This window comes from Streptosporangium sp. NPDC004379, assembly GCF_042873875.1.
Lineage (GTDB): Bacteria > Actinomycetota > Actinomycetes > Streptosporangiales > Streptosporangiaceae > Streptosporangium.
In genome coordinates this window covers 132,891-143,734 of the sequence record NZ_JBIAMC010000007.1, presented here as the reverse complement: position 1 = coordinate 143,734, position 10,844 = coordinate 132,891, and the positions used below count along the sequence as shown (strand labels likewise).

The following is a 10,844-nucleotide window of genomic DNA, read 5'->3' as shown; positions in this document are numbered from 1 at the left end:
GGGCGGGGGCGGGGCTCGTCACGTGGGCTCCGGCCGGCGGGCGGGGGCGGGGTCCACGGGGGACTCCCGCAAGACGTACCGGGCGACGTCGGCGTGCGTGGCGTACCAGACGCCGTCGTGCCCGGCGATGTGGTCGAGCAGCTCGGAGAGCGCCGCCATCCGGGAGCGGTGCCCGATGATGTGCGGGTGCATGGTGAGCTGGAACAGCCCGCCCTCGGCGTAGGCGGCGTCGAACTCGTCGCGCCAGATGCCGGCGACGTCCCGCGGCGGAGTGTACGGCCGGAGTCCGCCGTAGCGCTCCATCATCAGGTACGGCGCGTCGTCCCTGATCCACTCGACCGGGATCTCCACGACGCCGGTCGGCTCGCCGTCGGCCAGCAGCTCGTACGGCTCGTCGTCGGCCATCAGCGAGGAGTCGTAGACCAGGCCGAGCTCCCGGGTGATGGCGAGGGTGTGGTCGGAGAAGTCCCAGGAGGGGGTGCGGATGCCGACCGGACGGGTGCCGCTGAGCCGCTCCAGCGTGTCGGCGGCACGGAAGGCGAGCTCCCGCTCGTCGGCCGGGTCGAGCAGCATGTTGCGCTCGTGGATCCAGCCGTGCATGGCGACCTCGTGGCCGGCGGCGACGTAGTCGCGCACCTCGCCGGGGTGCAGCAGCGCGGACACCGCCGGCATGAAGAACGACGCCGGGATGCCGTGACGGTCCAGCAGGCGCAGGACGCGGGGCGTGCCCGCGCGGGCGCCGTACTCCCCCTGGGAGAGCTTGCCGGGCCGGGTCTCGCCCTCGCGCAGCGGGATCGTCTCGTGGTCGGAGTCGAAGGAGAGCGCGACGGCGACCCGGGCGCCGCCGGGCCAGGAGCCGGGGGTGAGACCACGCCCGGCGCGCACCCGGTCGACGTGGCCGCGCCAGGTCTGCTCGGACCACTGCCAGGGCTGCTGCCCGGGGGCTTCGGTGGGGTCGGGGACACGGGCGGTCATGGCGGTCACGGTTCCTTCCGGTCCGGTCGGGCGGCGGGGGTGGGGACCCAGGCCCGCTTGAAGGTGGTGAGCTGGAGGGTGACGTCGGCGGCCCGCAGGCCGGGCAGCGAGCCGACGTCGTCGGTCATGTAGCGGAACAGGTCGCCGTAGTGGCGCAGCGCCACCTGGGCGGCGAGGTTGAAGCGCCCCGTGGTCGCCGACAGGTAGCGGGTCAGGGGGTGCGCGGCGAGCTGCTGGCCCGCGGTCTCCAGCCGGCCGGGCTCGACCTCCAGCCAGAGCATGAACTCCACGGCGTAACCGAGCACCTCGGGCTCGGCGAGCGTGCGGAACCGCAGGCAGCCCCGCCGGACGAGCGACTCGACCCGCCGCTTCGCCGTCGACTCGCTGCTGCCGACGGCCGCGGCGAGGGCCTTGTACGGCATCCGCCCGTCCCGGCCGAGGGCCTGGACGATCGCCTGCTCCAGCTCGTCGAGCCGTTCCGGGGGGCCGTCCCGGAACCGGTCCTCGAAGGGGAGCTCGGCCGCGTCCCGCAGCTCGGCGGCGGCCTCCGGGGTGAGGACGCCGGGGTTCCAGTCGTGGTTGGAGACGAAGGTCCGGATGACCGCGTGCGTCTCGCTCTCGATGACCCGGTCGCCGCCGGGCACGTCGGCGACCAGCACGCGGCCGAGCGCGGCGTGGTCGGGCACGACGAACTCGGCGACGCAGTCGGCGGCGCCGGACACCACCGCCACGAACCTCGCCTCGGGGCGGGCCGCGATCGCGCCGGCGACGTCGTAGGTGGCGCCGGGCCGGCAGCGGAACCGGGTGAGGACCGGCACGCCGAGACCGCAGCGCAGCACGTCCACCACGCCGATGACGCGGAGCATGCCGCTCTCGCCGAGGACGGCGGCGCGGCGGACCACGGTGGACTCGCTCGCGCCGACGAGGCGGGCGACGAGGCTCCAGGGGGCCCGCCCGTTCAGCTGGAGGGCCGCGACGATCGCGCGGTCGAGTTCGTCGACGGGGACGCCGGGTTGCATGCGACCCAGGATTGCTGACGGAATCCCCCAAAAGCAACCCTAAACTGACGCTATCCACGATTCATGGGTAAAATCTGATGGATAAGGCATGGCGGACAGGGGGTGCGACCGCCCGGGGCCGCCGGTCAGATGTCTAGCACCAGGGTGATGGGCCCGTCGTTGACCAGGGTGACCTTCATGTCGGCGCCGAACACCCCGGTCTCCACCCGGGCGCCCAGCGCGCGCAGCTCGGCGCACACCGCCTCCACCAGCGGCTCGGCCACCGGGCCGGGCGCGGCGGCCTGCCACGTGGGGCGGCGGCCCTTGCGGGCGTCGCCGTACAGGGTGAACTGGCTGACCACGAGCAGCGGCGCGCCCACGTCGGAGCAGGACTTCTCGCCGGACAGGATCCGCAGGCCCCACAGCTTGGCGGCGAGCCTCGCGGCCTCGGCCGGGGTGTCGGTGTGCGTCACCCCCACCAGCACCAGGAGGCCGGGCTCGTCGATCGCCCCGGCCGTCACGCCGTCCACCGTCACAGAAGCGGAACTCACCCGCTGCACCACCGCACGCATCCCCCCATCATCTCGCGCATCCGGTGACCCTAGAATCCACGCGAAAGGAGACAAAGGTGTCTGCTGAGTCGTTGGTTGTCGAAGTCGTCCGTTCGGGGTTCGTGGAGTCCACCCACCGGGCGCGGATGCTGGCCGTCGAGGCCGGCGGGTCCCCGGTGAGGGTGCACGGCGCGGTCGACGCCCTGGTGTCGCCGCGCTCGTCGATGAAGCCGCTCCAGGCGCTGGCCATGGTGCGCCACGGCCTCGCCCTGGAGGGCGAGCTGCTCGCGCTGGCCTGCGCCAGCCACTCCGGGGAGCCGTTCCACGTGGAGGGGGCCAGGAAGATCCTCTCCGGGGCCGGCCTGGACGAGAGCGCGCTGCGCTGCCCGGAGGACCTGCCCGCGGACGACGCCGCCCGCGACGAGCTGCTGCGGTCGGGCGGCGGGCCGTCCCGCGTTCACATGAACTGCTCCGGCAAGCACTCGGCGATGCTCGCCACCTGCGTCGCCAACGGCTGGCCCGTGGAGACCTACCTCGACCCGGCGCACCCGCTGCAGCGGGCCATCCGCGAGGTGGTCGAGGAGCTGACCGGCGAGCGCGTCGCCGCCACCGGCGTGGACGGCTGCGGCGCCCCGCTGTTCTTCGTCTCGATGGTGGGCGTGACCCGGGCGTTCCGCGCGTTCGTGCTGGCCGAGCCCGGAACCCCCGAGCGCCGTGTCGCCGACGCCTTCCGCGCCCACCCCGAGTGGACGTCCGGCACCCGGCGGCCCGAGGCCCGGCTGATGCGCGCGGTGCCCGGCCTGATGCTCAAGGCGGGCGCCGAGGCGTTCGACGCGTTCGCCTTCGGCGACGGGCGCGCCGGAACCGTCAAGATCGAGGACGGCGGCCAGCGGGCGCGGACGCCCGTAACGGTCGAGGCGCTGCGCGCGCTGGGCTTCTCCGGTGACGACCTCGACGAGCTGGCGGCCGGGGTGCTGTACGGCGGCGGCCGTCCGGTCGGCGAGGTCCGGGTGCGCCGCCCCTGACCGCTCGCGATCAGGAGATCCGCCTGCGCCGTCCCTGACCGCTCGCGATCAGGCCGCCCCGGTGGTCACGCGCCGCCGGGGCGGTCAGCTCTCGCGGAGTTCCTCGGCCACCAGGCTGGTCCCGATGCCCAGCAGCCAGACATCCTTGACGATGCCGAGCCCCTCGGGGGTGGGGCGCAGGCTGCCCTGCCGCCGCAGGCCCGGGGTCCGCAGGTACAGGCCCATCAGTCCGCCGGCGAAGGCCGCGAGGGCGGCGCCGGCCAACACCGACGGCACCACGGGGAGCAGGAGCGCCGCGCCGAGGGCGATCTCCGACCTGGCGAGCCAGCGGGTGAACTCCTGCGGGTCCAGGTCCTTGAGGAACGGGTAGGTTCCGGCGGCCATGCCGTGGGTCTGCCGGGCGCGCTCGTCGTTCGCGGCGGCCATGGACAGCCCGGACTCCAGGATGACGAGCCCGGCGGCGACGCGGGCCGGAAGCTGGTGCGGTCGGGCGGTGATCCTCATGGCGGCTCCTCCCATCGCCGGTGAGACGGGCGGGGGACCGTGGTCCTTCCCCCGCCCGCGAGGCGCACGCCCGATTTGTCCTTTCTTGGCGAGGAGCCGCCCACGGTCCTCCTGACGGGAGGCCGTCCACGGTCCGCCCGGCACGCTCCGGGAGAGGCATGGCCCGGGAGAGGTGCCGCCCGGGAACGGCCTACAGGGAGCGGAGCTGCCGGGTCGCGGAGATCGCACCCGACGTCGTCGTGGTGAACGTCCGCATCGAGTCGGCGAACTTCGACAGGTCCCACTCGGCGGGGCCGTGATACCAGTACAGGTTGTCGGCCTGCTGCCCGTTGCCGGTGACCGAGGAGACCACGCGGGCCCAGCGGTCCACGCTGTCGAAGATCACCGCGTACGGCAGGTAGCGGGAGAACAGCTCCACCCGCTGCGCCGGGGGCACCTCGGAGCCGAGCTCGCCCCGGGCGAGGTACTCCCGGAAGCCGAGGGTGTGGGCCAGGGCCGCGGACCCCCTGGCGGTCTTGGCCGGCATGTACTGCCCGCCCACGGCCAGCGCCGCGCCCGCGATGATCAGGGCCAGGCCGAGCACGCCGTACGTGGTGAACCAGGCGAGCGCGACGGTGGCGAGCACACCGGCGAAGGTGAGCACCACGCCGACGGTCGTCCAGCGGGTGCGGACGGTGTCGGGGCGGCGCGCGAACCAGCCCTGGGTGACCACGTCCCGGTAGAGCGCGTCGCGGACCTTGCCGAGGTTCGCCGCGAACGTTCCCTTGAGCTGGGAGAGCGGCACCGCGTCGCGGCCGTCGAAGATCGCGTCGTAGAGCGCCCGCTCGTACGGCATGAGAGAGCCGACCTGGGCGCCCGGCAGCCGCACGAGCGTCCAGTCGGGGGCGTCGTAGGTCTGGCGCGGCTGCTCGTCGATGCGGAGGTAGCCGCGGACGGCCAGGTCCACGATGGTGGCGGTCACGTCGACCACGTCGGCCTGCTCGTCCACGAGCGTGCCGATCTGGCCGGGGCGCACGCCGTCCGGCGGGGCGAAGTGGCCGTTCTGCACCGCGTCGAGCGCGCCGGCCTCGTGGCCGACCACGCGGGCGTCGCGGCCCCGCGTCCAGTAGAGCAGGCCGATGCCGCCGAGCAGCAGGACCAGCAGGCCCGCCAGCGCGCCGCCGGTGACGGCGTCCAGCGTGAAGGCGTTGGACAGCTCGAAGCGGCGCTCCAGGATCGGCGCGCCCTTGGTGGCGCCCGCCGGGTAGCCGACGACGACGGTCAGCACCTCGTTCGCCCCGAGCTCCTGCTGCTCGAAGTCCGCGGTGGTCCCGGTGTGGTCGGGGGAGGCGGCGGTGCAGCCGATCGCGGAGGTCAGCACGCCCGCGAAGCAGGACAGGCTCTGCAACTGGGCGGGCCCGGTCACCTTCACCGTGGCCAGGTCCACCGGGACCGGCCAGCCGCCCACGGCGTACCAGCGCAGCTCCTGGGCGTCGCCCAGCGGGGTCACCGCGCCCTTGACGTCGTACTCCAGCGTGGCGGGGCTCCGGCCGGTGACGGTGAGGGAGTCGCCCTGCAGGGTGCCGCCCCGCAGGCCGGTGATCTGGTAGATCCGGTCGTGGCCGTCGTCGTAGCGGGTCCGGGTGACCAGCTTGCGGGTCGGTCCGGTCCCCTGGAACTCCAGGGTCTCCTTGACGTGCAGGACGCCGTCCGGCCGCAGTTGGAGCTCGACGGCGTCCTTCGTCACCTTCCCGTCGCGCGCGCTCCGCTCGTTCAGTGTCCCCCGCGCGGCGCGTCCGGGTGCGGCGAGCGGCGCGGTCACCGCGGCCCGCCCGGTCTGTCCGGCCCGGGCTGCCCGCCCGGCCTCCGCGGTCCGTCCGGCCGGTACGGCCGCCGCGCCTGCCACGTCCGTCGCGAGGGCCGGGTCCGCCGCGCCCGCCGTGTCCGTCGCGAGGGCCGGAGAGGCGCCCAGGGTGAGTGCGAGGGTGGCGGCAACGGCCAGGCCCCTCGCCGCTCGGTGCATCAGAGATCCCGCCATGGCTCGGGAGCCTATCGAGAACCGCCCATCCGTGGCGGCCAGGCCATAACCAATTTTTCAGTCCTTAAACGTCTATATAGGGATATCCGCTAGATTGCCGGACGGAGATCATTCGTCGGGAAGGCGGTCACATGCGGTCGCGCGGGTCGAGCCCCCTGGCCTTCGGCGTTCTCGGGCTCCTCGCCACGGCCTTCACCGCGGTCGTGGTCGTCGCCGGTCTGGCGGGCGGGGACGACGCCGAGGCCCCGGCCGCCCCCGGGTCGGGCCCCGTGGCGACCGAGAGCCCCGTCCCCGAGCGGGTCGAGGGCGCCGAGGTCGCCCCGCCCAGCTTCCGGCCCCCGCAGCGGCTGAACCTCGGCTCCGCCTCCGGCTCCCGCGTCGCGCCGGTCGCGGCCCGCCGCCCGGTCGTGGACCTGCGCACCATGCGGCGGGCCGACACCGCCGCCCGCCTCAAGCGCAACCCCCTGTACGGCACCGGCGTGATGCTCCCCACGTCCTGCCGCGCCCCGCGCCCCTCGGTCCGGTCGCAGGACATGCTCGCCTACCTCAACGCCGTCACCGCGTGCCTGGACCGGGCGTGGGAGGGGAAGTTCTCGCAGGCCGGGGCGGTGTTCCAGGCTCCCCGCCGGGTCTACTGGTCCCGTCCGGGCCGCGGCCCCTGCGGCACCTACCCCGCCCCGAACGCCGCCGCCTACTACTGCCCCTCCAACCGGGGCATGTACATCGGCCTGAGCCACGTGATCGAGCAGACAGGCCGGCAGAACCCGGCCGGGAACCACGTGCCCTACCTGACGGTCCTCGCCCACGAGTACGGCCATCACGTGCAGTCCATGGCGGGCATCGGCGGCGCCTGGTGGTGGGAGGTCTCCAACCGGTCCAAGGCCGCCCAGAACGCCTACAGCCGCCGGTCGGAGCTCCAGGCGCAGTGCCTGGCCGGGGTATTCGCCCGCAGCGTCCGCACCCCGCTCGCCATCACCGGCTCACGCTGGCAGGAGGTGCTGGAGTCGGAGTACGGCCGCGGCGACGACCAGAACGGCGCGGGCCTGCGCGACCACGGCAGCGGCGAGCATTTCGCCGCCTGGATCCACCAGGGCTGGCGGTACGCCAAGATCGGCTACTGCAACACCTGGGTCGTCCCCGCCTCCCAGGTCAGCTGACCGGTCGCCGGCCCCCTCCGGGACCGTCCCCGTTCCTCATCGTTCCTCACCGGGCGAGCGTGGAGGAGACCACCCGGGGCTTTCCCGACCCGAGGAAGAAGACACCCGGGTAGCCCTCGGTCTCGAACCGGGCGCTGCGGTTGCCCCGCAGGGTGGACCGCTCGACGGTCAGGGTGCCGGTGCGGTCGTTGCTGACGAAGAACACGGCCCCGCCGCCCTCGTTGGCGGCGTTGTCCCGGATGACCGAGCCCGCGATCCGGGTGGTGAACCGGTCGCCGTCGTTGTAGATCGCTCCGCCGCTGCCGCCGCCGGGCGTGCCGCCGCGCGCGGGGTTGGCGCCTCTCCCGACCGCCCGGTTGCCGCTCATGACGCTGTTGAGGACGACCCAGGAGACGCCGATGCTGCTCAGCGCGCCGCCGTTGGAGCACACGCCGCCGGTGAAGGTGCTGCCGACGACGTAGACCGGCAGGTCGCGCGACTGGTCGAGCACCCTGATGGCCGCGCCGCCGAGGTCGGGTCCCGTGGTGTCGCAGCGGTTGCGGACGAAGGAGGAGCCGACGACCTTGAACCGGCCGCCGCGCACGAACACCGCGCCGCCGCCTCCGCCGTCGGTCCGCTGCCCGGTGGCGTCGCCGTCGGCGAACGTCAGGTTCTGGACGGTCAGCCGGGGCGTCTCCTGGTCCTGGCAGTGCGACGTGGTCCACTTCTGGGCCCTGTCGCAGGTGTTCATGTAGAGGATCCGCCGTCTTCCCTCGCCGCTGAGGGTGACCTTTCCGCCGCCGTCGAGGACGACCTGGGCGCTGGTGTTGACCACCTTCGAGGTCGCCTTCATCCTGATCGTCACCGGTTTCGGGCCGCAGGAGAACGTGATGATCCCGCCCGCGGCGACCGCCCGGACCACGGCCTCGGAGGTGCAGCTCGCCGGGGTCCCCCTGCCCACGACCCGGGTCGGGCGGGAGGTGTTCACGGCGCGCGCCTCGGCGGGGACGGGGACCCGGCCTGCGGGGTCGCCCGGGGCGAGGCGTGCCGCGGCGGCGGGCGCTCCGCCGGAGGCGACGCGATCCACGGCCGCCGTCGCGGGAGCGCCGGTCATCCCCGCGGTGAGGAGGGCGGCGGACGACGTCAGGGAAACGGCGCCGATGAATCCGTATGAGGAGCGCATGGCGGGACATTACTGCGTTTCCACCCGGCCGGGCGGGGCTTCGCCGTACTCGGCCGGTGGGGCGGCCATGCCGTACGGTGCCTCCCTGAGGCGGCGACCGTTTTGTACGGCTTCGTACGGCGCGACGGCCGTACCGGATGCTCGACGGCGGCCCCGTACGGCGCGGTGGCCGTTCCGGGACAGAGCGGACCCGGCGGGTGTGGGCGGACGACGCGGCGGGCATGCCGCCGGGGGACGAGTACGGAGATCGTCGAATGCGAGGGACGGCATGCTGAAGGTGATCGGCGCGGGGTTCCCGCGCACCGGGACCAGTTCCACGAAGGCCGCTCTGGAACGGCTGGGGTTCGGCCCCTGCTACCACATGTTCGAGATCCTCTCGAACCCGGACCACGTCGACCGGTGGCTGCCCGCCGCCTCCGGCGAGCCGATGGACTGGGAGCGGGTGTTCGAGGGCTATCGGTCGACCCAGGACTGGCCGGCCAGCTTCTTCTGGCGCGAGCAGGCGGAGGCGTATCCGGACGCCAAGGTCGTCCTGACCGTGCGCGACCCCCACCGCTGGTACGACAGCATGGGCAACCTGCTCGCCAACGGACCCGGCAGGGAACTGCCGCCGGGCATGCCGGAGAGGGCCGTCGCCGTGTTCGAGGGGATGGCCAGGCTCCGCCCGGTCCTGGACATGATCGGGGGATCCGTCTTCGGCGAGCGCTGGGGTTTCGGGGAGGGACTGCCGAGCGAGGAGATCGCCGTGGCGGCGTTCCACCGCCACGTGAACGCGGTGCGGGAGAGCCTGCCCGCCGACCGGCTGCTGGTCTTCGACGTCCGCGAGGGCTGGGAGCCGCTGTGCCGGTTCCTGGAGGTCGACGTCCCCGAGGGGGAGCCGTTCCCGCACCTGAACGACTCCGACACCATGCGGCGGATGATGGAACGCCTGGTGACCGAGGGAAGGGTCGAGAGCCCCTTCGGGGGAGGCCGCCGCGGCTGAACCGGCCTCCGGAACGCGGGGCGTACGGCGGGCCGGGCCGGGGAGCGGCGCGGGCGGACCGGACGGGCGCGTCGCCGGCGGGGCGGAGTTGGACGGGCCGCCCTACCGGTACTACGGGGTGGCGGTGACCACGACACGAGGCTGGGGTAGGGGGCCCGTAATGCCAGATATTGCCTATTTAGGATCCCTTGGGCAAGGCCCAACCTGCAATATTTCAAAAATCTACCCCTAGCGGCAGATCAGGTGAGGCGTGGGTGAACGGAAGGGACTCGGGAGGCGGTCTCCCTCCGGAGATCGTCCCCCCGGGCATCCGCGGCTCGGAGCCCGGCGGCCCGGTGCCCCGGCGGCCGGGCCCGCGCCGGGGAATTCCCCGATCAGCGGACCGGCGCTCCCGGCCCCGGTTAGGATTCCGGTCTGCTCATGACGGTCCCGCCGGGCAGCGCGAGCCGCCGCGCCCGCAGGACCGGCACTCCCGCCGGCGTCCGCGCCGGCACCCCTGTCGGCAGCCCTGAGACCCCCGAGGTGGCATGCGCGGGCCCGTGCCTGGACGACCCCGAGCATGGATACTCGCCCTACTTGTCGGGATTTACTGTCTTATTTCGGGATGTGCGCTCGGGGAAAACCGGGCCGTCGGACCGCCGGGGACACCGGGAACGCTGAGGACACAGAGGGGGCCGGGGGACGGCCCCGGGCCCGGCCGGGCGGCGGCCCCGCTGGTCATGATCCTCGGCGACAGCTTCACCGCCGGCTCCGGACCGGTGAAGCCGTGGCAGACCTACGCCGCCGAGACGGCCCGCGAGCTGGGCTGGCAGCTCGTCACCGCCGGGGCGCCCGGGACGGGCTACGTCAACCCCGGCAGGGTGGGGCGCACGTTCTTCGACTCCTTCGTCCTGGAGCTCTCCTGGCGGCCGGCCCCCGACCTGCTGATCGTCTCCGGCGGGCACAACGATCGAGGGGCCTTCCGTGACCAGGCCGGTCAGGCGGCCAGGGCCCTGCTGGAGACGGTCCGGGCCCGCTGGCCGGGCACCAGGATCGCCGTGGTCGGCCCCATCTGGATGACCCCGGCGCCCCCGTGGGCCTACGGGGTGCGCGACGCCGTCGCGGCCGTCGCCGCGGGGGAGCGGGCGCCCTTCCTGGACCCGATCGACCGGCGCTGGGGCGATGACGCGCTGCTGCCCGACGGGGTCCACCCCACCCGCGAGGGCCACGTCCGCCTCGCCCACTGGCTCGTCGCCGCGCTTCGCGAGCACGGGATCGGCCGGGACGTCTACTGACGTCCCCGCACACGCCGGACCGCCGCGCTCCCCATCCTCCGGCCCCGGACCCCGGACCCCGGACCCCGGACCCTTGGGCTCCTGGCCCCTCCGGACCCGCGGGTCCGGAGGGCGGGGGCGGCCGGTCCGCCGGGCCAGGACGCAAGCCGCGTGCAAACCGATCCCAGCTCCTCCGCAAGTCGCCGCCGTGAGGATGGGC

At 73.9% G+C, this 10,844-nt stretch carries 10 protein-coding genes; 4 read left to right on the top strand and 6 right to left on the bottom strand.

Translation table 11 applies throughout. From position 1 onward, the window contains the following. Positions 1–18: 18 nt before the first annotated feature. The 3 genes from ACFYSC_RS17335 to dtd all read right to left on the bottom strand — a co-directional run bounded on the left by ACFYSC_RS17335 (position 19) and on the right by dtd (position 2,545). The gene (locus ACFYSC_RS17335) at positions 19–975 is read right to left on the bottom strand and encodes a polysaccharide deacetylase (protein ID WP_389962105.1); all 957 of its coding nucleotides are present in this window, start codon (positions 973–975) and stop codon (positions 19–21) included. Positions 976–980: 5 nt separating this feature from the next. Then, complete coding sequence (locus tag ACFYSC_RS17330) at positions 981–1,994, bottom strand: Lrp/AsnC family transcriptional regulator (RefSeq protein ID WP_389962104.1); 1,014 nt, start codon at positions 1,992–1,994, stop codon at positions 981–983. A 125-nt stretch (positions 1,995–2,119) separates the two neighbouring features. Beyond that, positions 2,120–2,545 (bottom strand): D-aminoacyl-tRNA deacylase, encoded by a 426-nt coding sequence (dtd, locus tag ACFYSC_RS17325; protein WP_389962102.1) that lies wholly within the window; start codon positions 2,543–2,545, stop codon positions 2,120–2,122. Positions 2,546–2,601: 56 nt separating this feature from the next. Between dtd and ACFYSC_RS17320 the strand changes: the two genes are divergently transcribed. Continuing rightward, the gene (locus tag ACFYSC_RS17320; protein ID WP_389962100.1) at positions 2,602–3,549 is read left to right on the top strand and encodes an asparaginase; all 948 of its coding nucleotides are present in this window, start codon (positions 2,602–2,604) and stop codon (positions 3,547–3,549) included. Positions 3,550–3,633: 84 nt separating this feature from the next. Here ACFYSC_RS17320 and ACFYSC_RS17315 read toward each other — a convergent pair whose 3' ends face one another. Together ACFYSC_RS17315 and ACFYSC_RS17310 are read right to left on the bottom strand one after the other, a co-directional pair. Then, on the bottom strand, positions 3,634–4,053 hold the full coding sequence (locus tag ACFYSC_RS17315; RefSeq protein WP_389962098.1) for a hypothetical protein: 420 nt from the start codon (positions 4,051–4,053) through the stop codon (positions 3,634–3,636). 190 nt (positions 4,054–4,243) lie between these two features. Further along, a complete protein-coding gene (locus tag ACFYSC_RS17310; RefSeq protein WP_389962096.1) occupies positions 4,244–6,070 on the bottom strand; it encodes a DUF2207 domain-containing protein in 1,827 nt (608 codons plus the stop codon). Positions 6,071–6,201: 131 nt separating this feature from the next. Here ACFYSC_RS17310 and ACFYSC_RS17305 point away from each other — a divergent pair, with 131 nt between their 5' ends. Beyond that, the gene (locus tag ACFYSC_RS17305) at positions 6,202–7,227 is read left to right on the top strand and encodes a neutral zinc metallopeptidase (protein ID WP_389962094.1); all 1,026 of its coding nucleotides are present in this window, start codon (positions 6,202–6,204) and stop codon (positions 7,225–7,227) included. Positions 7,228–7,273: 46 nt separating this feature from the next. Here ACFYSC_RS17305 and ACFYSC_RS17300 read toward each other — a convergent pair whose 3' ends face one another. Further along, positions 7,274–8,389: a hypothetical protein gene (locus ACFYSC_RS17300; protein WP_389962092.1), complete on the bottom strand. Its 1,116-nt coding sequence runs from the start codon at positions 8,387–8,389 to the stop codon at positions 7,274–7,276. Between the two features lie 268 nt (positions 8,390–8,657). On the opposite strand from ACFYSC_RS17300, the gene ACFYSC_RS17295 reads away from it, so the two are divergent. Then, positions 8,658–9,371 carry a sulfotransferase family protein gene (locus tag ACFYSC_RS17295; protein ID WP_389962090.1) on the top strand — a complete coding sequence of 238 codons (714 nt, stop codon included), beginning with the start codon at positions 8,658–8,660 and terminating at the stop codon, positions 9,369–9,371. Positions 9,372–10,090: 719 nt separating this feature from the next. Next, positions 10,091–10,645, top strand: coding sequence for an SGNH/GDSL hydrolase family protein (locus ACFYSC_RS17290; protein ID WP_389962088.1), 555 nt, complete (start codon positions 10,091–10,093; stop codon positions 10,643–10,645). The last annotated feature ends 199 nt before the right edge of the window (positions 10,646–10,844 follow it).

What these genes read in the sequence shown, in the direction of transcription:
- ACFYSC_RS17335 (WP_389962105.1), bottom strand. Translation starts at nt 975, where the DNA reads ATGACCGCCCGTGTCCCCGACCCCACCGAAGCCCCCGGGCAGCAGCCC.
- ACFYSC_RS17330 (WP_389962104.1), bottom strand. Translation starts at nt 1,994, where the DNA reads ATGCAACCCGGCGTCCCCGTCGACGAACTCGACCGCGCGATCGTCGCG.
- dtd (WP_389962102.1), bottom strand. Translation starts at nt 2,545, where the DNA reads ATGCGTGCGGTGGTGCAGCGGGTGAGTTCCGCTTCTGTGACGGTGGAC.
- ACFYSC_RS17315 (WP_389962098.1), bottom strand. Translation starts at nt 4,053, where the DNA reads ATGAGGATCACCGCCCGACCGCACCAGCTTCCGGCCCGCGTCGCCGCC.
- ACFYSC_RS17310 (WP_389962096.1), bottom strand. Translation starts at nt 6,070, where the DNA reads ATGGCGGGATCTCTGATGCACCGAGCGGCGAGGGGCCTGGCCGTTGCC.
- ACFYSC_RS17305 (WP_389962094.1), top strand. Translation starts at nt 6,202, where the DNA reads ATGCGGTCGCGCGGGTCGAGCCCCCTGGCCTTCGGCGTTCTCGGGCTC.
- ACFYSC_RS17300 (WP_389962092.1), bottom strand. Translation starts at nt 8,389, where the DNA reads ATGCGCTCCTCATACGGATTCATCGGCGCCGTTTCCCTGACGTCGTCC.
- ACFYSC_RS17295 (WP_389962090.1), top strand. Translation starts at nt 8,658, where the DNA reads ATGCTGAAGGTGATCGGCGCGGGGTTCCCGCGCACCGGGACCAGTTCC.
- ACFYSC_RS17290 (WP_389962088.1), top strand. Translation starts at nt 10,091, where the DNA reads ATGATCCTCGGCGACAGCTTCACCGCCGGCTCCGGACCGGTGAAGCCG.